We start from the raw sequence: 26,379 nt of genomic DNA, 5'->3' as shown, positions 1-26,379 counted from the left end.
CTACCTTCCCAGCGCGGCAATCGCTGCGCGGGCGACCGAGGGGCGGTTCATCGTGTACACGTGCAGGCCGTCGACGCCGTGCGCGGCAAGGTCTTCGAGCTGACGGCAGGCGTAGTCAATACCCGCATGCATAAGGCTCTCTTGGTCATCCTCGTACCGCGCGAGGAGCTTGATGACGGGGGAGGGAAGCGACGCTCCGCACATAAAGACCATGCGTGTTACCTGCTGTTTGCTCATAAAGGGCATGATGCCGCAGGTAATGGGCACGGTGATGCCCGCGGCGTCTGCAAGCTCGCGGAACCGATAGAACAAATCGTTATCGAAGAAGAGCTGCGTGACCAAAAACGAGGCGCCCGCATCCTGCTTGAGGCGCAGGTGCCGAACGCTTTCGGCAAGGTCATCGCAGGCTATGTGGCCCTCGGGGTAGGCGGCCGCGCCCACGCAGAATCCGGCTTCGACGAGGTCGGGGATAATCTGGTAGGCAAAGGAGAAATCCCCACGCGCCGCATCGGCGCCCTCGGGCATGTCGCCCCGCAAGGCGAGGACGTTTTCGACCCCCGCCTTTCGGTAGGCGGCAATTCGCTCGGCAAGCTCGGCGCGTGTTCGGCCGATACCGGTGAGGTGCGCGACGGAGCTCACGCCAAAATCGCGCTCGATCATGGCGGCAATGTCCGCCGTGGCGCTTGAGTCGCCCGTGCCGCCGGCAGAGCAGGTGACGCTTATGAAATCGGGCGCGCAGGCGCAGAGTTTCTCGGCCGCCTCACGAGCGCGCTCCAAGGTGAGCTCGCCTTTAGGCGGAAACATCTCAAAAGAGACGGGGATGCGCCCGCCTGCGCGGGCGTTGGCAAAGATGTTGTCGATGCGCATGGCGTGCCTTTCGTTTGGAGCGTGCGCCGGTAGAAGAGATGGTAGCGCATGCGGACCGTCGCGCTTGCGTGCGGCGAGGTCGGTAACCGGATGGGAACGTTGGGCGTGTCGGCTTGCGCGGACGAGGGATTTTGTTGCGTTTTGGACGAGAACCTTATCTGGGCGCCCCGCAACGCCGCTGGTGCGTTACCCTGTTCACAGCTGCATCGCCGAGGCCGCCCGCTGCATTGAGGCGCGCCACCGAAGGGAGTGCCGTATGGCCGATCTGACCGAGCGTTACGGGACGCTGGTCTTCTCCGAGAGCGTCATGAAGGAGTACCTGCCCAAGGATGTCTGCAAGCGCCTGTTCGCGACCATCGAGGGCGGCGAGCCGCTCGACCTCGATGTGGCCAATGCCGTGGCGCATGCCATGAAGACCTGGGCGCTTGAGCATGGTGCGACCCATTACGCCCATTGGTTCCAGCCGCTTTCCGGTATCACGAGCGAGAAGCACGACAGCTTCCTCGAGCCGGTGGGCGACGGCACCGCCATCACCAAGTTCACGGGCAAGGCGCTCATCAAGGGCGAGCCGGATGCGTCGAGCTTCCCCAACGGCGGCCTGCGCGCCACCTTTGAGGCGCGCGGCTACACCGCATGGGACCCCACGAGCCCGGCCTTCATTAAGGATGACGTGCTGTGCATCCCCACGGCGTTCTGCTCCTATAACGGCGAGGCGCTCGACAAGAAGACGCCGCTTCTGCGCTCTATGACCGTGCTCGACCGCGAGGCCAAGCGCGTGCTCGCCCTCTTTGGCAAGCATCCCAAGCGCGTGGTTCCCTCCGTGGGCGACGAGCAGGAGTACTTCCTCATCAAGAAGGATGCGTATCGTCGCCGCCGCGACCTCGTTATCTGCGGTCGCACGCTTTTTGGCGCACCGCCCTGTAAGGGTCAGGAGCTTGAGGAGCACTACTTCGGTGCCATCCGCCCCTCCGTCTCCAAGTACATGAAGGACCTCGACAACGAGCTCTGGGCGCTCGGCATCCCGTCCAAGACCAAGCACAACGAGGTCGCCCCCTGCCAGCACGAGCTCGCGCCGGTTTACTCCGACCTCAACCAGGCTGTTGACAACAACCTTCTCGTCATGGAGAAGATGAAGCTCATCGCGAGCCGCCACGACTTGGTGTGCCTGCTGCACGAGAAGCCCTTTGAGGGCATCAACGGCAGCGGCAAGCACAACAACTGGTCGCTCGGTACCGAGGATGAGAACCTGCTCGATCCCGGTGACACCCCGCTCGAGAACCTGCAGTTCGTGGTGTTCTTGACCGCGGTTATCGAGGCGGTCGACAAGTACCAGGAGCTGCTGCGCATGTCCGCCGCCTCCTGCGGCAACGATCACCGTCTGGGTGCCGACGAGGCGCCGCCCGCCATCATCTCGATCTTCTTGGGTGACCAGCTTACCGAGGTCGTGCAGAAGATCATGGATGGCAAGGCGAGCGTGCATGCCACCCAGGGCGTGCTCGACCTGGGCGCCGAGGTCCTGCCCAAGCTTCAGCAAGACAACACCGACCGCAACCGTACCTCGCCCTTTGCGTTCACGGGCAACAAGTTTGAGTTCCGCGCTGTGGGCTCCGAGGCAAATGCGTCCGACTGCAACCTCGTGCTCGATACGGCGGTTGCCGAGGCACTCAAGAACTTTGCCGACGTGCTTGAGGGCACGCCTGCGGACGAGTTTGCCGACGCCGCGCTCGAGTACTGCAAGAAGAGCCTCTGCGAGCACCGCCGCATCCTCTTCTCGGGAGACGGCTACTCGGAGGAGTGGCACGAGGAGGCCGAGCGCCGCGGTCTTGCCAACCTGCGCACCACCGCCGACGCACTGCCGGCCATGGTCTCGCCCAAGAGCATCGCTTTGTGGGAGTCCATGGGCGTGCTCACCGAGACGGAGGCCCACAGCCGCTACGAGGCCAAGCTCGAGAAGTATAACAAGCTCATGAACATCGAGGCCACGACGATGGTGCGCGAGGCGCGTCGTACGTACCGCCCGGTGATTACCGCGTACGCGACCAAGGTCGCCAAGGGTCTTGAGACCATCCGCGCCGCCGGCGCCGATTCGGCGATGGAGTGGGAACAGAAGACGCTCAATGCCCTTTGCGACGGCATCACGCACATCAACGAGGCCATTGCCGCTCTCGTGTCGGTCCATACCGAGGCCGAGGCCATTGTGGACGCGCAGGAGCAGGCAAACTGCTACGCGCACAAGGTCGCGCCCGCCATGGAGGCGCTCCGCATGACGGTTGACGCCATGGAGGAGATCGTTGCGGCCGATTACTGGCCGGTGCCGACCTACGACGACATTCTCTTCTACGTGTAAGGCGCCCCGTCACCGCGCACAGCAAACGTTGCATTGATGCACCAGGGCCCTGCAGGTTGTTGACCTGCGGGGCCCTGGTCCGTTAACGGGGAGGGGCTTAGCCGCGGCGGATTTTCTGCCAGAGGAGCGCGAGGCCGCGGAGGGTGAGGTCGCCGTCGACGGTTGCCGCGTGCTTGAGGAGCGGTGCTATGCGCGCGGCGTCACCACCGGTAAGGATGACCGTGGGCGCCGCGCCGAGTTCTCCCGCGATGCCCTCGATAAGACCGTCTATGCGTGCGACCTCGCCAAAGACCACGCCGGATTGCATGGCAGAGCGCGTGCTCGTTCCAATGAGGGACTTGGGCGCGGCGAGCTCGATGATGGGGAGGCGCGCCGCGGCGCGAGCGAGGGACTGCGCGCCGAGCGCGATGCCGGGGGCGATGATGCCGCCCGCAAAAGCGCCCGTAGCGTCGATGACGTCGAAGTTGGTGGTGGTGCCCAGGTCGACGACGACCGCCGGGAGTTCGTAGGCGGCACGCGCCGCAACGATGCCGGCGATGCGGTCCGCCCCCACCTCGGAGGGATCGTCATAGCGCATGCGGATGCCCGATTTGAGCCCCGGCCCCACAACGAGCGGTCGTGTTTGCGCAACGCTTGCGAGGGCGTGGCGCCAGGTTTCGGTGAGTGTGGGAACCACGCATGAGAGGATGGAGCCGGCAAGCTCGGCCATCGGCAGAATACCCTGGGCCTGGGCAAGCTGGATGCGGAGTTCGTCCGCGGTGGCGCGGTCCGGCGTGGTGAGATCGCAGGCGCCAATGAGCTCGGGCGCGGCGGCGTCCTCGCGGTCTGCGGGCAGGGTGTAGACGCCGAGGCGTGTGGTGGTGTTTCCCACATCGACGGTAAGGATATGCGTTGCGGCGCCCATGGCTGCCCTCTTTCTCGCGACGGTTCTGCTTTGATTCTATGATACGCGCCGCGTGCGGCAACGGGCGTTCCTCACCCCGCTATACTGAACGGACTTTGCCGTAACCCGACTCCCCGGCAGAGGGGGAGCGGATATACGAAGGGACAACCTATGAGTTCGAACGCTCGCCGCGCGCCATTGCGCGGGCAGCTCTCGCCGGTCGGCATTCTGATCGGGTGCGTGGGCTGCGTCATCATCACCGCCTCGTCGGTCTACACCGCCCTTAAGATGGGCTCGCTTCCCTGGCCGACGATCTTCACCTCCATAACTGCGCTTGTACTGCTGCGCGCTGCGGGCCGCACGAGCCTTAACGAAGCGAATATCACGCAGGTCATTATGTCCGCCGGCTCCATGGTTGCGGGCGGCCTTGCCTTCACCATTCCCGGCGTGTGGATTCTGGGCGCGGGGGATGACGTGAGCATGCTCGAGATGCTTGCGGTTGCCCTTGCCGGTACGCTTCTCGGTCTCGTGTGCACGGCCCTCATCCGCCGACATTTTGTGGATGAGTCCGATCTGGAGTACCCCATCGGTCGTGCGGCGGCAGAGACGCTGCTGGCAAGTCGGGCTGGCGGGCAGACAGGAAGCATGCTCTTTGGCTCGATGGCGGTGGCGGGTGCCTGGTGCGTGGCGCGCGACGTCCTCGGTATCATCCCCGCGCTCGTGGCTCAGGTTCCCGTTCCGGGTGTGGCGACAGGTCTGCAGCTGTCTCCCATGCGCTGGGCTGTAGGTTTTCTTGCGGGCAGGCGCTCGATTATCTGGTGGACGGTCGGTGCGGTTGCCGGATGGTTTGGCATCGTTTGGGCGGGCAGCGCGCTCGGATTTTGGGATGTCGCCACGGCGCAGGGCATCGTGTCGAGCCTCGGCATGGGGCTCATGATGGGTTCTGGCGCGGGCGTTGTCATCAAGGACGTCACACTGCCGCTTCTTGGGCGAGGACGAGCGCGCGTCGCGGTGGGGAAGGGCTCCGGCGAGGGTCTTTCGCAAGTTCCGCACGAGCCGAAGGTGCCTGTGGCGCCTTCGAGCGAGCTCAGGACTGCCCGTAGCGAAAGACCCTCTTCGGGGACCATTCTCACGCGCGATCGCGGCCTGCTCGCCCTCATGGTTGCTGCCGCGGCGCTTGCGCTTTGCTTTATGCTCGGTTTCTCGCCCCTCGTCTGCCTTGTGGTTGTGGCGCTTTCCTTTGTGACCGCTGTCATGAGTGCACAGTCCGTTGGCCAGTCGGGCATCGACCCCATGGAGATCTTTGGCCTCATCGTGCTGCTCTTTGTGGCGGCCTTCTCTGCAAGCACGCGTGTGCAGCTCTTTTTTGTGGCAGGCGTAATCGCGGTTGCGTGCGGCCTTGCCGGAGATGTGATGAGCGACTTCAAGACCGGCCAGATTATAGGGACCGACCCGCATGTCATGTGGGCAGGCCAGGCGATAGGGGCGCTTCTGGGGACGTTTGTCGCAGTTGGGGCGATGGCGGCTCTCGTAGGCGCATACGGCACCGATGCCTTTGGCGCGGACGCTCTCTTTGTCGCCGCGCAGGCAAATGTGGTCGCCACCATGGTTTCGGGTATCCCGAGCACGGCGGCCTTTGCCGTAGGACTTGCGGTGGGCGCTGCCCTCTATCTCGCCGGCATCCCCTCGATGATGCTTGGGCTCGGCGTGTACCTGCCGTTTTACATGTCAATCTCCACTGTGGCAGGCGCGGTGGTGCGCTGGGTGTGGGACCGTGTGCGCGCCGCGCGCGGAGCGGATACGGCGCAGGCGGAGGAAGCGGGCGTCGTCGTGGCGTCCGGCGTGCTCGGTGGCGAGTCCATCGTGGGCGTCATCATCGCCTTCGCCTCGGTTGCGGCGGGGCTTGCGGGTGCGTGAGCGACGCAACATCTGCTCTACACAACCTCGTGTGTGATGCGCTGTCTTGTGGGTACCACCTTGTAGTATCATCAGTCACCTGCGGGGCAGCATTTCGACCCGCGCCTATAGCACATGAAAGGAGCCCAGCGTGGCTGTTAACGAAGAACTCCTGGTCAAGGTCCTCGACCAGATTCGCCCAAACCTTCAGGCCGACGGCGGCGACATGATTTACCACAGTGTCGATGACGAGGGCGTCGTCTCGCTCGAGCTCACCGGTCACTGCGCCGGCTGCCCTATGAGCCAGCTCACGCTCTCGATGGGCATCGAGCGCATCCTGAAGGAGAACGTGCCCGGCGTCACGCGCGTCGTGTCGGTGAACGACCTCGCCGCCCAGGGCGGCATGGCTGACCTGTACGACGAGTACACGCCGTTCTAAGGCGCAGTTGTGCTGAACGATCTTTATCAGATGCTGGACCCCGTCGCGTTTTCGGCGGGGCCCATCACTATCTACTGGTACGGTCTCGCCTACGTGGTGGGCACGTTTCTCACGGCAGTGGTGATGTGGCGCACGCAGCGCCGTTGGGGCCTCAATATCTCGGCTGATGACCTCTCGATGGTGGTCTTTGGGGTGTTTTTTGGCCTTGTGGTGGGTGCGCGCCTGTTCTATGTCATCTTCTACGGGGATGGTTATTACTTTGCCCACCCGCTCGAGATCTTCATGACCAATCACGGAGGCATGAGTTTCCACGGCGGTCTCGTGGGCGGCATCTTGGGCGGCGCCATCGCTTGCCGTGCCATGCATATCTCCACATGGACCATCGCCGACTTGGCCGTCATTGGCGCGCCCATTGCGCTTGCGCTCGGCCGCTGCGCAAACTTTGTCAACGGCGAGCTGTGGGGCAAGCCGACCGATCTGCCGTGGGGCGTGGTCTTTGGCGGTGCGGCGGGGGATATGCCGCGCCACCCGAGCCAGCTCTACGAGGCGGTGCTCGAGGGTATCGTGCTCTTTTGCGTGCTCTACTTGCTCAGCCGCAAGAAGCCGACGCTCCCGCAGGGTACGTTTCTGGGCATCTTCCTCATCGGCTATGGTATCGCCCGCATCCTGGTGGAGTTCGTGCGCGTGCCCGACGTGCAGCTTGGCTATCTTCTGGGCGGCGTGATCACCATGGGGCAGATTCTCAGTCTGCCGCTGGTGGTCGCAGGCATCGTGATCCTTATTGTCGCCCTGCGCCTCAGGCGTCCCCAGAACGATTACGTGGGGGTATAAGAGGACGGAGTTCGCTAGCGGAGTTTTACCGCCAGCCATTTGCTGAGCTACTCGGAGAACAACAAAGGACGGGGCGTGCCGCCCGCTACGCGTCTGCGCGGACGAGCGGCACGCCCCGTCTTCGGTTATCGATTCGTATCGCGTGGCGCTACGAAAAGAGGCGCCTTAGCTCCTCGGTGCCCTCATCGGTGGTAAAGAGTACGGCTTCATCGCCGGGGGCGAGTATGGTATCGCCGTTGGGGACGGCGAGCGCCCCCTCGTGCTCGACGCCCGCCACGATGGTCTCTGCGGGAAAGGCGATGTCACGCAGGGTCTTACCTGCCACATGCGAGCTGGGCGCCACGGTCGCTTGAACGATGCGGTGGTCATCGCGGCCAAGGCTCATGAGTGTGTAGACGTCGCGGGCGTTCATGCCTTCCAAGATGAAGCGCGCCGTGATCTCCGCCTGGTTCACGCCCACATCGACACCATTTGCCGGGGTGAACATCCATGCGTTGGCCGGGCTGTTCACACGGGCGACCACACGCGGCACCGAAAACTCCATCTTGGCGAGCATCGACACGACGAGGTTGACCTCGTCTTCGCCCGTGACAGCGGCGAGCGCATCCACCATATGGATGCCGGCGCGCTCGAGTACCTGCGGGTCGGATCCGGATCCCTCGATAACGGTAGCGGTGGGGCAGGCGGCGCGCAGGTGGCGGGCCACTTCGGGACGTCCCTCGATAACGGTCACGGCGGCACCGTCTTCGGTCAGGCGCTCGGCTAGGTGCGAGCCGGTCTTGCCGCCACCCACGATGATAATCTGCATGATGAGTCCTCCTTACGCGGCGATGCCGAACATCTGCTTAAATTTGCGCGTGGCACTTGTGGCGACGGCAGCGTAGACGATGTCGCCGTCGACGAGCACGGTGCCCTGCGTGGGGATAAAGGTCTCGTTGTCGCGCGAGACGCCCACAATCTGAACTTCGCCAAGTGCGGTGAGCTCGCGCACCGTGGTGCCGTCGAGTAGCGCCGGCACGTCGGCGCGCACGATGACCACATCGCCGGAGCCCACGTCATACACGCTGTCGAGGTGCTGGTAGGTGAGCAGCTCGGCCGTGCGGGCGATGCCCCAGGCGTTGGGCGAGATCGTCTGGATGTTCAGGCGGCGATACGTATCCGCCTTGGAGAGGTCGTGCAGGCGCGCGATGACGCGCGGTACGTGGAAGGTCGAGCGAGCCACGTGCGCGACGACGATGTTGGCTTCGTCAGACCCCATGCACGATACGACGGCGTCGGTGCGCTCGATGCCAGCCCGCTCAAGAACGTCGCGGTCAAATCCCACGCCGCACACGCGCTGCCCGGGAAAGGCATCGCCCAGCGCGTCGAGCGCTGTCTGGTTCTGGTCAACGGCGGTGACGGAAAACCCTTGATGGATGAGGCGCTGGGCAAGACCGGTACCCATAAAGCCAATGCCCACAATGATAACGTTCATGATGATCTCCTAACTCTCAGAGGGCGTGCGCTTGGCACTGCGCGCGCTTTGGTGACGGCGAAGCCAGGCCTTGCGCAGCTCCTCGACGGCAAAAACGATGGGCGGGATGCAACAGAGGAACACATAGTCCTGCCAGCCGAGCGGCGTGGTGTGGAAAAGGCCCTGGAGCGGTGGGAACACCGTAAGGAAGACGATGAGTGCGATCTCGAACACGATACCGGTGAGTATGCGGTGGTTCGAGAGAAGGCCGATCGCAAAGACAGAGGTGCGTTCTGTGCGGCAGTTCATAACCTGGCCGATCTGCGCGAAGACGATGCCCGCAAGCGTCATGGTCGTGGCCTGGATGTAGACAGGGTCGCCGTCGTTGCCAAGGCCAAAGAGCGGCATACCGGGCGTCCAGCCGTGCAGCATGTTGACGAGGAAGTACCCCGTCATGGCGGCAAGGGAGCCCATAAGACCGTACCAGAGGAAGGCCTTTACGAGCACGCGGCGGTTGAGCAGGCGCTCGTGGGGATCGCGCGGCGGTTGGTCCATGATGGCGTCCTCGGGCGGCTCGGTGCCAAGGCCGAGGGCGGGCAGCATGTCGGTGCCAAGGTCGATGGTCAGGATCTGCATCGTGGTAAGCGGCAGCGGCACGGCACCGCCGGAGAGCAGGTACACGGCGGAGGGCACGGCCTCGGGCGCGTTGGAGTTCAAGATGTAGAGGAGGAACTTGCGGATGTTGCTGTAGACGGCGCGGCCCTCCTCGATGGCGGCAACGATGGAGGCAAAGTTATCGTCCGTCAAGATCATGTCGGCCGCCTCTTTTGCCACGTCGGTACCGGTGACGCCCATGGCAACGCCGATGTCAGCCTTCTTGAGCGCCGGCGCATCGTTCACGCCGTCGCCCGTCACGGCCACGATCTCGCCCATCTCCTGCAGGGCGGTGACCACGCGGAGCTTCTGCTCGGGCGCCATGCGGGCAAACACCACCTGTCCGGCAAGGCGGCGCTTGAGCTCGTCATCGTCCATGTGGGCGAGCTCAAAGCCCGAGATGACCGACACGTCCTCGCCCTCCACGATCTTAAGGCGACGCGCGATGCTCACCGCGGTGAGGCCGTAGTCGCCCGTGATCATGACGATGCGGATACCCGCACGGTGGCATTCCGCTACGGCGGCGGCGACCTCGGGGCGCGGTGGGTCCATCATGACCTCGAGGCCCACAAAGGTAAGGTTGCGCTCGATGGTGTCGGGATCGTAGTCGCTCATTGCGGCAGGGATGTCGCTATCGGCCCGAGGCCCGTCGAGGGGGCGGTACGCCACGGCGAGCACGCGCAAGCCGTCGGCAGCGTACGCGTCGTTTGCCGCCATGATGCGCTCGCGCGTCGCCTCATCGAGCGCAACGGTTGCGCCGTTTGCGCGCACCTGTGTGGAGAGGCGAACGACCTCGTTGGGCGCGCCTTTCACAAAGGCGATGCGGTGCGCCCCATCGACGGGGTTTTCGAGGGCATGCACCGTCGTCATGCGCTTGCGACGGCTCTCAAAGGGAAGCTCCTTCACGCGCGGCATGCGGTGCTCGAGCTCGGTGCGGTCGATGCCGCCTTTCTCGGCAGAGACGATGAGGCACGCCTCGGTCGGGTCGCCAAAGACCTCCCAGCGCCCGCCTTCGGCCTCGGGTGCGGCCAGGCGCGCGTTGCCGCAGAGCAGGCCGCCTTCGAGCAGAAGCTCCAGGTCGGCGTCATCCACGGCGCGCCAGCTGCGCCCCTCGGCCTCGATATGGCCCTCGGGTGCATAGCCCACGCCGGTGATCTCGTACTCGCGCGTCGCCGTCCAGAGATGGTTCACGGTCATCTCGTTTTGGGTGAGCGTGCCCGTCTTATCGGTGCAGATGACGCTCGTGGAGCCCAGTGCCTCAACGGAGTCGAGTTTCTTAACAAGGGCGCATCGCGTGCTCATACGCTGCACCGCCATGGCGAGCGAGAGCGTGACGGTGGGGAGGAGCCCCTCGGGAATGAAGGCGACGACCATGCCGAGCGCAAAGATGAACGAGCTTGCAAACGGCTCTTTCACCACAAACATGCTGAGCAGGAAAAACGCGATGCCCATGCACATGGCAAAGACCGTCACCTGTTTGGTGAGGCGATTGAGCTCGCGGGTGAGCGGGCTCTCGGCAGCCTCCATATTCTGTGTCAGGCTCGCGATCTTGCCAAACTCGGTCGCCATGCCGATGCGAAAGACCACGGCGCGGCCGTTGCCCTCCGACACGCTGGTTCCGGCAAAGACGAGGTTGGGGATCTCGGCGGCCGATAGACCGTCCTCCACAACGGCGTCGGCGGTCTTGCGCGACGGGGTGGATTCGCCGTTTAGGGTGGACTGGTTCACCTGCAAGTCGGAGCTCTGGATGACGCGGGCGTCCGCCGAGATCTTATCGCCTTCGGCAAGGAGCATGACGTCGCCAGGAACGAGGTCCTCGGCAAGGATCTTTTGCTGCTGGCCGTCGCGGATGACGGTGGCGTATGCCGGGAGCATCTTTTTCAGGGCCTCGGTCGCCTGGCTTGCACGGTGCTCCTGCCAGAAGCTAAAGACACCGTTGATGATGTTCACGAGCCACACGGCCACGCCGAGCTCGGGCATGCCGGCGAAAAACGCGATTGCGCCGGCGACCCAGAGCAGGATGGCCATAAGGTGCGTGAAGTTCGAAAGAAACGCGAGAAGCGGCGAGCGCTTTTTCGCGCTTTCGATGAGGTTCTTGCCGGATTTCTGCTGGCGGTCGGCAGCTTCTTGCGAGCTCAGGCCGCCCTTGCCCGAGCCGAGCTCGGCAAGAACATGATCGATTGATTGTGTACGGATTCGTTCGAGCGGGTCGGTGTCCTCGCACCCCTCAGCCCGCTCTGCCACGCCTTGCGTCTGCGCGGCGGACGCATCGCGCATGACAGCGGGCGATGCGCCGAGACGGCTTCCCATGAAACCTCTCCTCTCCCCATGTCGGCAGCTCAGGGCTGCACGACGAGAAAAAGAAACCACACGGTCGCGAGTGCGCCTCCGGATGCGTAGCCTCGCGATGACGCGGTATCCTAGGACTTGGCGCATGTGTTTGCAAGGGGAAAACACAACTTTTTTCATGGCGTTTTACCTGCGGTTTTTACACTTCGCACTAATATATATTCCACCTGCTGGAGAGTCATCTTTTCGGTGAACGGTAGCGCGGCTGCAGAGATGCGGACGGTATTCGTACGACGCGTGTGCCGTTCAGTGCCCCTTTGTACAAGGACGTTGTACAAGAGCGCTGCCGCTGCCGCCGCTCACCAGTGGCCATGCGTTCCTGCCGTTTGCCGCTTGCTATAGCTTGCCATATCGAATCCGTACGTTCCTGACGTTTGCAGGGTCTTTTGCGTCAGGAACGTACGGATTCGATTGCTCTATCGTCGGGAACGTACGGATTCGCCGGCAGGCGATGGGCGGCGCCAAAAGATCCGTCAAGCACGTTTGCGCCTGCTGCCTTTCGCCTCACAACCTTGCATATTGCGTGGCAGCGCCTGCGAGGACTGTACCGGCGGCCGCAAACGGTATATCATGCTAAAGTTCATGCTCACATGGGCCAGCTCGGCACCCTAGCGCCCCGTGGCCGCAAATACTTAGAAGGAGTCTTGCATGTCCGGACATTCTAAATGGGCAACTACCAAGCACCGTAAGGGCGCTCAGGACGCCAAGCGCTCGGCACTCTTCTCCAAGCTCTCCCGTAACATCACCGTCGCTGCCCGTCTGGGCAACGACCCCAACCCCGATAACAACGCTTCTCTTGCCGCGGCGGTCGCCAAGGCCAAGGCTCAGTCGATGCCCAAGGACAAGATCAAGTCTGCCATCGACAAGGCCTTTGGTGCCGGTGCCGATGCTGCCGTCTACGAGAACATCGTCTACGAGGGCTACGGTCCCGCGGGCGTGGCGGTCTACGTCGAGTGCCTGACCGACAACCGCAACCGTACCGCTGCCGATGTGCGCTCCGCCTTCTCTCATTCCGGCGGCAACCTCGGCACCACCGGCTCGGTGGCCTTCCAGTTCGAGCGCAAGGGCCAGGTCGTCGTGGCCAAGCAGATCGTCGACCCCAACGACAAGAAGGAGAACCTCATGGCCAACGGCGCTGCTGGCGATGAGGAGGAGTTCATGATGGCCGTCGCCGAAGCTGGCGGCGACGATTATGAGGACGCTGGCGAGGAGTGGGTCGTTTGGACCAACCCCGGCGACCTCATGGCGGTCTCCAAGGGTCTCGAGGAGCAGGGTATCGAGGTCAAGGGCTCTGAGCTCACCATGGTTCCCACCACGCCGACCGCGGTCTCCGCTGCTGACGCCAAGAAGGTTCAGCGCCTGATCGACCGCCTTGAGGAGCTTGATGACGTCCAGGACGTCTACAGCACCATGGATATGACCGACGAGGTGCTCGCCGCCCTCGAGGAGGAGTAACGTCTCGCCTTTAGGTTCATATGGCAATGTGCTTAAAGCCGGGTCCGTGGCATGACGCTGCGGGCCCGGCTCGCGTATAATCAGACCATATCGCTCCTAGGGCAAAGCGCCGCGGCGCCGCGCCCGACCGTTTGCACGCGAGGAGGTGTGCCCGTGCGCGTCTTCAAGAGGATATGCGCGCTCATCTATCTGCTCTCGGCCATTGTGGTACTGGGGCTGGTGACGGGTCTTACCTACGGGCCGTTCACCGCGCGTTTCGAGCGGCTGCTTGATCATCCGGTGGCGCAGGTAGTGCTCGCCGTCTGTCTGGTTACGCTCGCGCTCGGCGCCCTCATCACCGTGCTTGCCATCTTTCTCGCCCGCCGCGAGCCCACGTGCTTGAATCCCGGCGGCAATCCCGATATAGAGGTGAGCCTCTCTGCGCTCAAGTCAACCGTCCGCTCGGCGGCGGAGCGCGAAGGTGTCATGGTCGAGTCCATCCGCGGCCGCATCTTTGGCCGCAATCGCGACCAGGTCCGCTTCACTGTCGAGGCCATCGCCTTTACCGAGGACGGCCTGACCGAGCTTGCCGAGCGCATTCAGAAAAGCATCGAGCGCGCGTGCGACGAGACGCTCGGGGCCACGGGCGCCACAGCGCTCGTGCGCTTTCTTCCCGCTAAGACCACGGTTGTGACCAAGGAGGTTTCTCGTGAGCGATAGAGACGACGCGCGCCAGGCGCGGATACCTCGGCTTTCCATCGAGACCGAACCCTTTGAGGACGATCAGGACGCTGGTGCCGAGGGCGCCTCTGCATGGGAGACTGCTGGGCACGCGGTTCACGACGCGGTGAATTCCGACGACTTCAAGAACGCCGTCGGGTTCGCCAAAGGCCTCGGCGCCACCGCCTGGGCCTACGCCAAGCGCCACCCGTTTACTGTGACGTATGGCTTCATCGGGTTGGTGCTTGCAGTTCTCATCCTGACCATCGGGCTTTGGGACACGATTGTGATCGCGGTCTTTGTGATCGTGGGTGCCGTGATTGGCCAGATTCGCGATGGGGATAATGGCATCGTCAACTTCTTCTCCCGTCTTTTGCGCGGTGGGAGATAACGCGCGGCCCTGCCGCTGCTGTCTGTAAAGGTTCCAACCGGCCTTACGGCCGATAACCGAGAGGGGCACACATGGCTCAGGACAAGGAACTCCGCGAGAGCATCGAGGTCGCCGACGAGGTCGCCGCTGCTGAGGACGAGGCTATGGTTGAGGCCAACGAGGCTGCCGAGGAGACGGTCGAGGACGTCGCCGAGGCCGTTGACGCCGATGAGGCGGATGCCGACGACGCGGATGACGAAGACTACGAGGATGATGAGGACGACGAGTACGAGGAGACCGAGGACTCGCTCACCTACTCCAACGGCGTCATCGAGAAAATCGTTGCCATGGCCACCCGCGAGGTGCCGCACGTGCTCGGCATGAAGGGCAACCTCATCCACTTCGTGCAGGAGACGCTCGGCGCCAAGGACCTCACCAAGGGCGTGACCGTCGAGGTCACGGACGACAACCGCGTTATCGTGAACATCTCCGTCATCATCGAGTACGGCTGCTATGCGCCGGCGATCTTTGAGGATGTCAAGGCGCGCGTGACCGAGCGCCTGACCGAGATGACCGGTCTCGACGTTGCGGGTATTAACCTGCGCATCGAGGACGTGGTAACGCTCGAGGCCTATAACGAGAGCAAGAAGAAGTACGTCGACAGCCAGAAGGCGGAGGCCGCCGAGTAAGTCCTCTGCCGATTCGACAGGCGAGAAGAACAACGGGCGGGGCCCGGGCTCTGTGCACATGCACCTGCGAAGAGCCTTGCAGGTTTCGTCCGTTGGCTGTTATGGCGACCGCGACCACGATTGCTTGTGCGCTTCTGACAAAAGCCGAAGCGAAATGCCCGAGCTCGCGCAAAGCGCCCTCACCGCTACGAATTCGGCAAGAATCGAAGTAATGAACCCGGTAGTGAACCCGGTAGTGAACTCGTAGAAGAAGTGCAGGTAGAGAGCCTGCGAAAATCGAAGTAATGAACCCGATGTGTCGAAAAGCGCCGAATCGCGCATTACCTGGGTTCATTACTTCGATTCTTGCCTGAAATGTCTGTGCGACAGCAACGCCGCGCACCCGCGCAGCAGCGCGCTGCTGCGGTGTAACCAACCGATAACATTCGCGGGTTGCGTTTGCCCCCCTGCGCTGCTAACCTAATCACCATGTTTACGATTTCCGCACATATCACGATGATGATGGTCATGCAGATGCCCTCGCCCGGGCACTTTGTCATGCCGCGCGATCGTCGCGTGCAGGGAAAGACCGGGCGCCTCAGTTAAGCAGCCTCCGGCGGGAGGCTGTTCGCCTCTTTTGAGACCATCCTCATCGAGCGGAGCCAACCTCGTGATTGAAATCAAACACCTCACTAAGACCTTCGAGAGCGCCGGCGGTACGGCCCATGCGCTAAACGATGTGAGCCTTTCTATCGCCGACGGCGACATCATGGGCATCATCGGCATGAGCGGCGCGGGCAAGTCGACGCTTGTACGCTGCATCAACCTGCTGGAAAGCCCCACGTCGGGCAGTATCATCGTCGACGGGCAGGACGTCACCGGGCTCTCCGGCGCCGCGCTGCGTGCCTATCGCCGTCGCGTTGCCATGATCTTCCAGAACTTTGGTCTGCTCGCACAAAAGACCGTGCTTGCCAACGTGTGCTTCCCCTACAAGGCGGCCACGGGCAAGGTCACGTCCGAGAACCGCGAGCGCGCGCTCGAACTGCTCGACATGGTCGGTCTCAAAGATAAGGCTCAGTCCTATCCGTCTCAGCTCTCCGGTGGGCAGCAGCAGCGCGTAGCCATCGCCCGCGCGCTGGCGTGCGATCCCGAGTACATCCTTTGCGACGAGGCCACGAGCGCCCTCGACCCGGCGAGCACGAACACGATTCTTAAGCTCCTGCGCGACATCAACCGCAAGACGGGCGTCACGGTCATCGTCATCACCCACTCCATGGGCGTGGTCGAGAAGATCTGCACGAACGTCGCGGTGCTCGAGCACGGCCAGGTGGTCGAGCAGGGGAGCGTGGCGGATGTTTTTGCCGCGCCCCAGTCCCATGCTGCACAGGTGCTGCTCGAAAGGGTTGATTGGGATGCTTGATACCGTATCCGCGTTTCTCGCCGAATACGGCGGGCTTCTTTTCGAGGGCACGGGTTCGACCATCATCATGGTCCTCATCCCCACCGCCATCTCCTATGTCATCGGCCTTGCGCTCGGCGTGGTGCTTTACCTCACCGCACCGGGGTCGCTGCGTCCCATCCCTGCGCTGAACGCGGTCCTCGGCTGGGTGGTCAACATCCTCCGGTCGTTCCCGTTCATCGTGCTTATGGTGTTCATCATCCCGTTCACGCGCCTTATCATGGGCACGGGCTCGGGAATCCTCGGCACCATCCCGCCGCTTGTGCTTTCTGCCTCGCCGTTCATTGCGCGTATGATCGAGCAGTCGCTCGCCGAGGTCCCGCGCGAGAGCGTGGAGGCTGTTGAGGCTTGCGGTGCGAGCACCCCGCGCATCGTGTTCTCGGCTCTCTTGCCTGAGGCACTGCCTTCGATCGTTCGCGGCGTCGCGGTCGTGCTCATCTCCGTACTCGGCTATACCGCTATTGCCGGCGCTGTTGGTGCGGGCGGTTTGGGCGATATCGCCATCCGTTACGGCTACTACCGGTATCAGTCTGACGTCATGCTTGCCGCCGTCATCATCTTGGTGGTGATTGTGCAAGTCATCCAGAGCTTGTGCGACTTCCTTGCACGTAAGAGCGATCATCGCTCCGCACACTCTTAGTTACTATGAGCTCCATTTGTCTACAACTTCTCAGGTAAGGAATCATCATGCAGAACTTCACGTTTACCCGTCGCTCCCTGTTCGCTTCCGCTGCCGTGCTCGCCGTGTCGTCTCTTGCTGGCTGCGGTAGCAAGCCCAAGCACGAGCACGGCACCTTGAAGATCGGCGCCTCGCCGAGCCCTCACGCCGAGATCCTGAACGACTTTGTTGCGCCTCGCCTGGAGGAGCAGGGCATTACTCTTGAGGTGAAGGAATACACCGACTACATCAAGCCCAACCAGGATGTCACGTCGGGCGATCTGGATGCCAACTACTTCCAGCACATCAACTATCTCAACAACTACAACGCCGAAAATGGCACCGACCTTGTTAACGCCGGTAAGATTCACTTCGAGCCGATGGGCGTGTTCGCCGGCCGTTCGAACGACCTTGCTGCTATCACCGACGGTGCCACCATCTCCATCCCTAACGACCCCACCAACGAGGGTCGTGCGCTGCTGCTTCTCCAGGAGCAGGGTGTGATTACGCTTTCCGATGATGCTGGTCTCGAGGCCACGCCCAACGACATCGTGGACAACCCCCACAACATTCAGTTCTCCGAGCAGGAGGCCGCCATGCTTCCCTCCACGCTCGCCGACGTCGATTTTGCGGTCATCAACGGCAACTATGCCATCGATGCCGGTCTCACGCTTGCCGACGCGGTCGCGCAGGAGCGCGCCGACTCCGAGATCATCGCCGAGGAGTATGCAAACGTCATCTGCACGCGTCCCGAGCTTGAGGATGACGAGTGCATCGTCGCCCTCGTTGAGGTTCTTCAGACCGAGGACTTCAAGGCCTACCTTGAGGAGACCTTTGGCGATTCCGTCCAGGCTGCATTCTAAGGATTTCGAGCGGAACGCGCTTGAGCGTCGCGTCGAGTGAATCCGTCAGACATCGTTTCGCAAAGGCCCCGCACGCTGCGGGGCCTTTGTTGTTTTGGCATGATATGATGACGCCAAGAGCGACTAGGGAGGCAGGCATGGGGGATGCAGCGGCCGAACGAACCGTGCTCATTGTGGCCCATCAGCATGATTCGATTAGATACGCCGAGGTGGCTTCTGCCGCGGAGCGCAATGGCTGGCGAGTGTTGCCCGATGCTGCCGATTCTGCGCGGGCGACGCTTTGCGTCGTGCTCCTGTCTGAGGCGGCTGCGGCAGACCCTGCGTTTATGGCGCATGCCGAGATGCGTGCCGATGCGGCCCTAAGCGCTGTCCCGGTGCAGCTCGATTCCATCACGCCCGAGCGTTGTGGCCCTGCGGGCTCGCCCCTGCGCGAGCGCCAATGGATTTGGGCGCGCGAGTTGCCCGAAGCATGGGATCGCCTGTTTCGGGCGCATGTTTGGCTGTATCAAGAATTCGAAGACCTGAGAACGCGTGCCGAGCGCTGGGATCTTGTGGGGCGCGACAACAGCTTCCTCATCCAGAATAAAGAGGATGCCGAGCGAGCGTTTGACGTTATCCAGGAGATGGCAAACGACACGTTTTACACGGTCGATAAGACGTTGGCAGCCTACGTGCACGCCTCGCTGCTTCTTTCGGCTCGGGTGCGCAGACACAACATGCAAAGGGCCATGTTTACGGCATTTTTCGTGATTGTGGCAATTGGCGTGGTGCTGCTGGTCCGTTGGGCCGTGTCCGAGCAGGTGAGTGAGTCGCTCGCCCTTGCGCGTAGCTCATTCAGCTCGTCTTACGAGAACGACCCTGCATTCACGGCAGTCGAGACGGCATCGGCTTCCCGCGATGTCACTCTAGGGGATTGGTCTGTGCCAACTACCGTGGGGTTTTACTCAAGCCTCAGGGCACATTGGCCTGCTGGCACCCTGGGGACGGTCGACCTTCAACGCGATGGTACGTGGCAGGGGGATGGGGCCTTTACCGACGATGGTACCTACTGGGTGCGGGCTCGTGGCGGCGTGCTTGAAGCTTGGGATATGCAGGCCCTTTACGGTGCTACGTCCGTTCAGGCCTCTTCGGATGACCAGTTTGTGTTCGATGTCACACCCGACGGCTCGCGAGCGGTTGTTGCCGATACGGAGGGCGTGCACCTGCTCGACCTGGCAAGCGACGCGCGGAAGACCCTCGCAGAAGATGTGCGTGACGCCGTTGACGTTGCGATTTCCGAAGATGGAGACGATGCTGTCATCGCGCAGACAAACGCGGTGACAAGCATTGTTTCTGCGCGTATCGGTTCTTACGCGGATGGTTTTGACGAGGTGCTTGCGTGCGCGCGCACCGCGCTCGGCCCCTGCGCCCTCGTTCGCAAGGGGACGACGGTCGAGCTGCTGAAGGGATTCGACCTGGCGGCCGTGTTTGAAGTTACGGTACCTGAGGCGCAGGTGTACACCGGCGCACTGGCGCCCGACGGCAGCGCGGTCATTTGTGCGGACGGTGCGCTCCTTGAGATAGGGCTCGATGGAGCTGCGCCTGCGCCCAGGCGTATCGGTGCCACCGTACGTGACCTTCCCGACGCGATGGCGGCGACCAACGATGTGGTCATAATCGCGACTGCCGCGGACGGCGTGCAGGTCTTCGACCGCGTGACAGGCGCGCTTTTGGGTGAGATTGCCCAGACTATGGCGGGTGTCTGCTTCATATCCGTATCATCCGATGGCATCGCATGCTGCTCGAACGGTTTCTACACGGCTGTCGATGACCTCGCCGATTTGATTCCCTGCGCTGCGGAGCCCGCCTACGCCCGCCTGAGCACCGGGCTCTTTGACTCTGTGGGGTGGATGAGCGTAGAGGCGGAAGGGTCCCGTATCACGATGTCCAACGATTCGGGCTCAGACGGTGTCGTTCTCAAGGAGCGTATGGGGGAGGTAGCGGCGGTAAGCCTCGCTTCAGACGGCCTGTCATTTGCGGCGGGTACGTCGTCAGGATTTGTGGTGTGCTATTCCCTCTCTCCCAAGATGCGCTTCCAGCAGACGCAGGCTTGGCAGGTCCCCACGGGTGACCCAGTTGAGGCGATTGGCTGGTCTGAAGACGTTCAGCGCTTAGTGGTAAAAGCGGCTGGCAGATGGTGGACGCCGTGGTCCAATCACACCGCAAGAGATAACGAGGGAATTGCCGAGCTGATTCGTGCGCGCCAGCCCATCGTGTGGCGGCAAACCGAAATCGACGTACTGCCCCAAGACTATGTACAGGAACTGGGAATGCGGGCTGCCCCTGCGTTTGGTGAGAGGGGGCGTGGCTAACCTATGGGCTACATCTTTGTTTCCTGTCCCAGGGTTTGTGAGCCTGAGGTTGCCGAGCTGCAAAAGCAGCTTGAAGCGCGCGGAATCGAGGTTTGGCGCGATACCGAACAGCTGCGGTACGGCACGCATTGGGATGCGCGCGTAACGGCGGCCATCCGGTCGGCATCGGCGGTCGTGCTTTTCCAAGCTCCCGCGTGGTTCTCGTCAAAGCCCTGCCACATCGAGGAAGAGCAGGCGCGTTACTACCATCGTCCCTTGATCGAGGTTCCGTTCGATGCGGATTCCGATGACCTCACACAGATCGCGGAGACCATCGCGCAACGCTTTGCGACGCGGTCCGAGGATGACGATCTTGTTGCGGACCTCGAGACGCGTGCGGCGGCATGGGTCGACGGCGGCAGCAGGACGCGACTTTTGGCGCGAGGACGCGATCTTAAGCGCTTCCGTCGCTTGATTGGCCGGCGTGTGGATGGCACCACAGATGTGGCGCGTACCTTTGTGAGTCGCTCGACGGGGCATGCGCGCTTTGTGCGGACGATTGCCGTGCTGGCTGTTGTGGCTATTGGCCTGAGTGGCTTCACCGTCTTGGCTGGCCACGTACAGATTAAAACCATCAAGGACCAACAGGTAGCTTGGCGAGAGACGTCGACTGTTATGAGCGCCGTGCGCCTGACGGCGCCTGAGGAGCCCTTTGCCGCTGCAGCGCTTGCACTCGATGCGTGCGAGGACTCCGACGAGGAGTCCTGGTATACCGATCTGGTCCTGTACCATCGCGCGCTTGAGGTTGAGACACCGGTATCGTATGGCGAGAGCGCTCCTGCGAACATTGCATTTTCGGAGGGTGCACGCACTTCGCTCGAGACGGCGAGCGGTGTGCGGATTGCCCTCGACGAGGCTTCCACGGGCCTTCTTCTGTACGATGCCACAGGTGAGGTGGCGGCTCGAGTCGTGCTCGATGCGCCCGTGCTCGCCATTGCGTCTGACCCCACGGGCGCGTGCGTGGCAGTCGCAACCAAGAAAAACATCAAGCTCATCGACACAGCGCGAGGACAGGTGTTCCGAACGCTCGCAGGGGTGGTGCCCGAGACGGGTTGTGCGCTTGCCTGGAGCGACGCGGGCGACGAGCTCGCGCTGAAGATGCCCGCGGGCACCTATGCGATTTGGAAGACGGCGGCCGCGACGCGCACCGCCGCCTCAACAGACTGTTGGTTTATGGACGGATGTGTGCTTTCGGACGGCTTGCGCTGGGCAGTGCTCTCCAGAGACGGGCGCATTGCCCTTATAGACCGAGCGTCGGGCGAGCTGCTCGAGATTGTCCATCCCCTTGCGACCGACCAGGCAAGTGCCATCGCAGCGGGCGCGGATGTCGACACCGTGTACGTTATCGCTTTTAACGAGTCGGGCGAGAACGCCCTGTGGAAGCTCGATCTTGCGACGGGCGCCGCGGACGAGGTGTCTCTGCCGGATGGCTTTGAGCCAAGGGAGGTGGCATCGTCCACAGCGATGCCCGACCGCGTGGCGGTAGGATCTTCTGATCGCGTGCTTGTGCTTGATGCGCAAACAGGGGACGTCATGCAGGATATCACTGGCTCGTCGGTGTCAACGCTTGCTATGGACGAGCAGGGTAGGGTCTTTATCGGCGCTGTGGGCGGCGGTTTGTCCGTGGTCGAGCCGGGGACAAGCGAGCTGGCGCGTGTCAGGGAGGCCGAAAGCGACATCTTGGGCGGCGCGGTGGGCATTTTGCCGGGTGCGATGCCTCGCGCCATTGCATGTTCGGGCGACATGGCGCTTGCAGTAGGCGATGGATTCAACCAGGGCTCATCTCGCACGCTGACGAAGCGCGCGGGCTGGTGGGAGCTGAACACGGGCGCGACCGGTGCGTTTGTTGCGGGGGATGTTGGTGGGCAGGCGCGCGCTGTTGCGGCGTCTTCCGACGGATCGGTTTTTGCCATAGGTCTTTCCGATGGCGGCATGGCGTTCATGCGCTCAGAGGATGTCGCCATGGGTACCACCGTGCGCGAGCAGGCGTCCGAGATTCGCGCCTGCACCTTTACGCCTCAGGGTACCCAGGTGCTTGCAGCGACGCGAGACGGTGAGATTCTTGTCATAGATGTTGATCTTGGCGGCTTTGACGCCACGACGATGCGCGAACGCGTTGCAGAGCGCGTAAACGCAGGACAATCCTTTGGGCTTTTCACCGATGAGTCGGTTTTTTGGTAGAGGGCGCGCGTTGAATCTAGGGCTATTCGTCCTCGGCAAGAAGGTCCACCGCGTACTGGCAGGTAAGCGCCACGCCCTTGGCGAGCACTGACTCGTCGACCGTGTAATAGCACGAATGCTGCGCAAAGGTGGCACCTGCGGCGGGGTTGCGCGTGCCCACAAAGGCGAGCACGCCTGGTACGCGCTCGAGGTAGAGCGAGAAGTCCTCACCCGAGAGCGTTCCCTGGTAGCTTCCAACAGCATCCTCGCCCAGAACGCGTACCACAGCGCGGCGGCAGCGCTCCGCAGCCTCGGTGTCGTTGACCACGGCAGGGTGGGCGCGCGTGTACTCGGTGAGCGTGGCCTCGGCGCCAAGGGCTTGGGCGGTGTGCGTGGCGATGCGCTTGATGAGCGTGGGCATGGCCTCGTGCGTGCGCGCCCCGTACGTCCTGACCGTGCCGGCGAGATACGCCTCTCCGGCGATGACGTTGCGCGCGCTGCCTGCATGCAGCTCGCCTATGGTTACTACCGCCGGCTCAAAGGGCGAGACATCGCGGCTCACGATGGTCTGCAACGCGTTGGCGATTTCTGCCGCTGCGATAACGGCATCCGCCCCGCGTTGCGGCATCGCGCCGTGGCAGGAGGTACCCGTGACGTCGATGCGAAACCAGTCGACGTTTGCCATGCGCGGCCCCGCCTCGCAGCTTATGGTGCCGGTGTCTACCTCGCTCCAAACGTGCAGGGCAAACGCCCCATCCACCTTGTCGGCCGCACCGGCGCCGATCATGAGGGCGGCGCCTTGGCCGTTCTCCTCGGAGGGTTGGAAGACGGCGCGGACCTCGCCGCCAAGTTCATCGGTCATCTGGGCGAGCACCCTGAGCGCTCCCAACAGCATGGCAATATGGCAGTCGTGCCCGCAGGCGTGCATGACACCGGGACACTTGCTCGCAAAAGGCGCGCCGGTGCGCTCCTCAACGGGCAGGGCGTCAATGTCGGCGCGCAGCAGCAGGCGGCGGCGCGGGCTGCCGTCGGGAAGGTAGGCGCCATCGGCTGTGCCGCGCAGCGTGGCGATGAGCCCTGTCTCGAGCGGGCGCGTGTAGGGGATGTCCATCCGGTCGAGCTCCGCGGCGATGGCATCGGTTGCCCAGAACTCCTGGAGGCTCAGCTCGGGGTGGGCATGAAAGCGCCGCCGCTGCTCGATCACATAGGGTTCGAGCTCTCGTACTGCGTGTTGGATGCGCGATGTGATATTCTCACCGGCCATATGCCGCCTCCTTATCAGGCTTACCTCTCATCATACGCCACGGGCAACACCAGATGAGGGCGGTGAGCTTAGCCCGGAAGTCAAGTCGCCGCGCCGTCACGCAATGGAAACGCTCCTGCTACCTGTCGGTAACCGGCAATCCATCTGCCTGAAACCATTTTGACCTGCAGTGTTCATCACATAGAAGCGTCTCGGCAACCAAAGGGCAACGGCGGCGAAACAGCGGCGCCCTATCTTTGGGTGCGTCCGGACGGCACGGTAAAACCTGTGTCGTTGCCATCCCGTACCACGGCGAGAGCCGTAAGGAGGGACCGCCTATGCCCGCTTTGGAGGATCGATTTGGCACGATGGTGTTCGGCGAGGCCGAGCAAAAACGCTATCTGCCCAAAGACGTGTACAAAAAACTCAACGCCACGGTAAGCGAGGGCAGGCCACTCGATATAGATGTGGCAAACGATGTCGCCCATGCCATGAAGACCTGGGCGATCGAACGCGGCGCCACGCATTACGCGCACTGGTTCCAGCCGCTCAGCTGCATCACGTCCGAGAAACATGAGGCGTTCCTCGACCCGGTGGGAGACGGTACGGCTATCTCGAAGTTCAGCGGCAAGGAGCTCATCCAGGGCGAGCCGGACGCGTCGAGCTTCCCCAACGGCGGCCTTCGCGCCACCTTTGAGGCGCGCGGCTACACCGCTTGGGACCCGACTTCGCCCGCCTTCATCAAAGACGAGGTGCTCTGCATCCCCACGGCGTTTTGCTCCTATACGGGCGAGGCGCTCGATAAGAAGACGCCGCTTTTGCGTTCGATGGCCGCTGTGGATACGCAGGCCAAGCGCGTGCTTGCGCTCTTTGGCAAGCACCCCCGCCGCGTGGTGCCGAGTGTGGGCAACGAGCAGGAGTACTTCCTCATCAAAGAGGAGGATTACGCCCGCCGGCCGGACCTCGTCATTACCGGACGCACGCTCTTTGGTGCAGCTCCCTGCAAGGGGCAGGAGCTCGAGGAGCACTACTTTGGCGCGATCCGCCCCACGGTCAACAATTTCATGAAGGAGCTCGACGACGAACTCTGGGCGCTCGGCATCGCGGCCAAGACCAAGCACAACGAGGTCGCGCCCTGCCAGCATGAGCTGGCGCCCGTCTTTACCAACGCGAACCGTGCGGTGGACGAGAACCTCATTATGATGGAGGAGATGCGCATCATCGCAAGCCGGCACGGACTCGTGTGCCTCCAGCACGAGAAGCCCTTCGAGGGCATCAATGGCAGCGGCAAGCACAACAACTGGTCGCTTGCCACCGAGGACGCAAACCTGCTCGACCCCGGCGAGACGCCCGAGGACAACCTCCAGTTCCTGGTCTTCCTCTCTGCGGTGATCGCGGCGGTAGACGAGTACCAGGACCTCCTGCGTGCGAGCGTTGCCACATGCGGAAACGACCATCGCCTGGGTGCCAATGAGGCACCGCCTGCCATCATCTCCATCTTCTTGGGCGACCTTCTGACCGAGTGCGTCCAGAAGATCGTCGATGGTCGCGCGAGTGTGCACGCGGCGCACGGCGTGCTCGACCTCGGCGCCGACGTGCTGCCCAAGCTCCAGCAGGACAACTCCGATCGCAACCGCACCTCGCCCTTTGCCTTTACCGGCAACAAGTTCGAGTTTCGCATGCCAGGTTCTGCCGTCAACGCGTCGGATGCCAACATGGTGCTCGACACGGCCGTCGCCTACGAGCTCAAGCACTTTGCCGACGCGATGGAGGGCGCCTCTGCCGAGGAGTTTGGCGAACGCGCGCTCGCGTACGTGCGCGAGAGTCTGACCATGCATCAGCGCATTCTCTTTGGCGGCAACGGGTATTCGGAGGAATGGCACGCCGAGGCTGAGCGTCGCGGCTTGGCCAACCTCCCGACCACGGCCGACGCGCTTCCTGCGTTTGTGACGGAGAAGTCGCGTGCGCTCTTTGCGGTGATGGGTGTGCTCGATGGCCCGGAGGTCGAGAGCCGCTACGAGGTTAAGCTCGAGAAGTACGCCAAGCGCATGAACATCGAGGCGCGCACGATGGAGCGCATGGCGCGCCGGACCTACCTGCCGCGCATCAGCGCCTATGCGACGAAGATCGCCAAGGGCATCGATACCGTGATGGGTGCAGGTGGCGTGAGCACGCTCAACTTCGAGCGCGATCTTATGGAGAAGCTTCTTGAGGGCGTAACCACCATCAACGAGGCAATCCTCGCCCTGCGGGATGTTCACGAGAAGGCTCTCGCAACCGAGGGTTGGCAGGAGAAGGCCGATGTCTACGCTCATGAAGTCGCGCCCGCCATGGACGCGCTCCGTACGGCTGTCGACGCTATGGAGGATGTGGTCGCGCACGACTACTGGCCGGTGCCGACCTATGACGACATGCTGTTCTACGTGTAGGTGCCCCTCGTTGTCCCCTTCGTTGTATGAGGGTCGCCAATCGAACGGGACATAACGCACCTTTGTGGACGAATCCGTATGCTTCTGACGTTTAGGGACCTCTTTTCGTCAGAGACATACGGATTCTTCCGTGCATATCGTAAGAGACGTACGGAATTGGGACCGCGGACAAAAAGTTGGACCGCGCGGCGGTCCGGACGGGAGGTCCGCATGCACAGCAGGGAGGACGTGGAGCTGGCGCTGATGGCGCTCGAGGAGGGCTGGAC

20 protein-coding genes are annotated in these 26,379 nt (G+C 62.8%); 14 read left to right on the top strand and 6 right to left on the bottom strand.

Translation table 11 applies throughout. The annotated features are described in order from the left end of the window. On the bottom strand, window positions 1-867 hold the full coding sequence (locus B5F89_RS04310) for a methylenetetrahydrofolate reductase (protein ID WP_087430576.1): 867 nt from the start codon (window positions 865-867) through the stop codon (window positions 1-3). Between the two features lie 256 nt (window positions 868-1,123). Between B5F89_RS04310 and B5F89_RS04305 the strand changes: the two genes are divergently transcribed. Continuing rightward, window positions 1,124-3,214: a glutamine synthetase III gene (locus B5F89_RS04305; protein WP_087430575.1), complete on the top strand. Its 2,091-nt coding sequence runs from the start codon at window positions 1,124-1,126 to the stop codon at window positions 3,212-3,214. A 97-nt stretch (window positions 3,215-3,311) separates the two neighbouring features. On the opposite strand, the gene B5F89_RS04300 is transcribed toward B5F89_RS04305, so the two are convergent. After that, window positions 3,312-4,118, bottom strand: a complete 807-nt coding sequence (locus B5F89_RS04300; RefSeq protein WP_087430574.1) for a type III pantothenate kinase — start codon at window positions 4,116-4,118, stop codon at window positions 3,312-3,314. A 150-nt stretch (window positions 4,119-4,268) separates the two neighbouring features. On the opposite strand from B5F89_RS04300, the gene B5F89_RS04295 reads away from it, so the two are divergent. From B5F89_RS04295 to lgt, 3 genes are all read left to right on the top strand, one after another. Continuing rightward, the gene (locus B5F89_RS04295; RefSeq protein ID WP_087430573.1) at window positions 4,269-6,014 is read left to right on the top strand and encodes an OPT/YSL family transporter; all 1,746 of its coding nucleotides are present in this window, start codon (window positions 4,269-4,271) and stop codon (window positions 6,012-6,014) included. Window positions 6,015-6,144: 130 nt separating this feature from the next. Further along, the gene (locus B5F89_RS04290; RefSeq protein ID WP_087430572.1) at window positions 6,145-6,432 is read left to right on the top strand and encodes a NifU family protein; all 288 of its coding nucleotides are present in this window, start codon (window positions 6,145-6,147) and stop codon (window positions 6,430-6,432) included. A 9-nt stretch (window positions 6,433-6,441) separates the two neighbouring features. Continuing rightward, complete coding sequence (lgt, locus tag B5F89_RS04285) at window positions 6,442-7,263, top strand: prolipoprotein diacylglyceryl transferase (protein WP_087430571.1); 822 nt, start codon at window positions 6,442-6,444, stop codon at window positions 7,261-7,263. A 148-nt stretch (window positions 7,264-7,411) separates the two neighbouring features. Here lgt and B5F89_RS04280 read toward each other — a convergent pair whose 3' ends face one another. Genes B5F89_RS04280 through B5F89_RS04270 form a run of 3 tightly spaced genes read right to left on the bottom strand, consistent with a single transcriptional unit; the run spans window position 7,412 to window position 11,680 of the window. Continuing rightward, window positions 7,412-8,071 carry an NAD-binding protein gene (locus tag B5F89_RS04280; RefSeq protein WP_087430570.1) on the bottom strand — a complete coding sequence of 220 codons (660 nt, stop codon included), beginning with the start codon at window positions 8,069-8,071 and terminating at the stop codon, window positions 7,412-7,414. Window positions 8,072-8,083: 12 nt separating this feature from the next. Further along, window positions 8,084-8,737 carry a TrkA family potassium uptake protein gene (locus B5F89_RS04275; protein WP_087430569.1) on the bottom strand — a complete coding sequence of 218 codons (654 nt, stop codon included), beginning with the start codon at window positions 8,735-8,737 and terminating at the stop codon, window positions 8,084-8,086. 9 nt (window positions 8,738-8,746) lie between these two features. Continuing rightward, on the bottom strand, window positions 8,747-11,680 hold the full coding sequence (locus B5F89_RS04270; protein ID WP_204230573.1) for a cation-transporting P-type ATPase: 2,934 nt from the start codon (window positions 11,678-11,680) through the stop codon (window positions 8,747-8,749). Window positions 11,681-12,367: 687 nt separating this feature from the next. On the opposite strand from B5F89_RS04270, the gene B5F89_RS04265 reads away from it, so the two are divergent. The 9 genes from B5F89_RS04265 to B5F89_RS04225 all read left to right on the top strand — a co-directional run bounded on the left by B5F89_RS04265 (window position 12,368) and on the right by B5F89_RS04225 (window position 22,462). Continuing rightward, window positions 12,368-13,174 carry a YebC/PmpR family DNA-binding transcriptional regulator gene (locus B5F89_RS04265; RefSeq protein WP_087430568.1) on the top strand — a complete coding sequence of 269 codons (807 nt, stop codon included), beginning with the start codon at window positions 12,368-12,370 and terminating at the stop codon, window positions 13,172-13,174. A gap of 153 nt (window positions 13,175-13,327) precedes the next feature. Next, a complete protein-coding gene (gene amaP, locus B5F89_RS04260) occupies window positions 13,328-13,873 on the top strand; it encodes an alkaline shock response membrane anchor protein AmaP (protein ID WP_087430567.1) in 546 nt (181 codons plus the stop codon). After that, the gene (locus B5F89_RS04255; RefSeq protein WP_239286670.1) at window positions 13,863-14,264 is read left to right on the top strand and encodes a DUF2273 domain-containing protein; all 402 of its coding nucleotides are present in this window, start codon (window positions 13,863-13,865) and stop codon (window positions 14,262-14,264) included. The genes amaP and B5F89_RS04255 overlap by 11 nt, the downstream gene beginning before the upstream one ends. Before the next feature lie 71 nt (window positions 14,265-14,335). Then, window positions 14,336-14,932, top strand: a complete 597-nt coding sequence (locus B5F89_RS04250; RefSeq protein ID WP_087430566.1) for an Asp23/Gls24 family envelope stress response protein — start codon at window positions 14,336-14,338, stop codon at window positions 14,930-14,932. Between the two features lie 649 nt (window positions 14,933-15,581). Continuing rightward, window positions 15,582-16,331 (top strand): methionine ABC transporter ATP-binding protein, encoded by a 750-nt coding sequence (locus tag B5F89_RS04245; protein WP_087430565.1) that lies wholly within the window; start codon window positions 15,582-15,584, stop codon window positions 16,329-16,331. Beyond that, window positions 16,324-17,010 (top strand): methionine ABC transporter permease, encoded by a 687-nt coding sequence (locus B5F89_RS04240; protein WP_087430564.1) that lies wholly within the window; start codon window positions 16,324-16,326, stop codon window positions 17,008-17,010. The genes B5F89_RS04245 and B5F89_RS04240 overlap by 8 nt, the downstream gene beginning before the upstream one ends. Window positions 17,011-17,057: 47 nt before the next feature. After that, window positions 17,058-17,891: a MetQ/NlpA family ABC transporter substrate-binding protein gene (locus B5F89_RS04235; protein ID WP_087430563.1), complete on the top strand. Its 834-nt coding sequence runs from the start codon at window positions 17,058-17,060 to the stop codon at window positions 17,889-17,891. A 137-nt stretch (window positions 17,892-18,028) separates the two neighbouring features. Beyond that, window positions 18,029-20,242 (top strand): hypothetical protein, encoded by a 2,214-nt coding sequence (locus B5F89_RS04230; RefSeq protein ID WP_087430562.1) that lies wholly within the window; start codon window positions 18,029-18,031, stop codon window positions 20,240-20,242. Window positions 20,243-20,245: 3 nt separating this feature from the next. Continuing rightward, window positions 20,246-22,462: a toll/interleukin-1 receptor domain-containing protein gene (locus B5F89_RS04225; RefSeq protein ID WP_087430561.1), complete on the top strand. Its 2,217-nt coding sequence runs from the start codon at window positions 20,246-20,248 to the stop codon at window positions 22,460-22,462. 22 nt (window positions 22,463-22,484) lie between these two features. Here B5F89_RS04225 and B5F89_RS04220 read toward each other — a convergent pair whose 3' ends face one another. Continuing rightward, a complete protein-coding gene (locus tag B5F89_RS04220) occupies window positions 22,485-23,705 on the bottom strand; it encodes an amidohydrolase (RefSeq protein ID WP_087430560.1) in 1,221 nt (406 codons plus the stop codon). Between the two features lie 317 nt (window positions 23,706-24,022). Between B5F89_RS04220 and B5F89_RS04215 the strand changes: the two genes are divergently transcribed. Further along, the gene (locus tag B5F89_RS04215) at window positions 24,023-26,113 is read left to right on the top strand and encodes a glutamine synthetase III (RefSeq protein ID WP_087430559.1); all 2,091 of its coding nucleotides are present in this window, start codon (window positions 24,023-24,025) and stop codon (window positions 26,111-26,113) included. Window positions 26,114-26,379 lie beyond the last annotated feature (266 nt).

Origin of the sequence: Collinsella sp. An307 (assembly GCF_002161805.1) — a bacterium.
In the GTDB taxonomy this organism is placed as follows: Bacteria; Actinomycetota; Coriobacteriia; order Coriobacteriales; family Coriobacteriaceae; genus Coprousia.
Note: the sequence above shows the minus strand (reverse complement) of the source record. Positions and strands in the feature narration are given on the sequence as shown.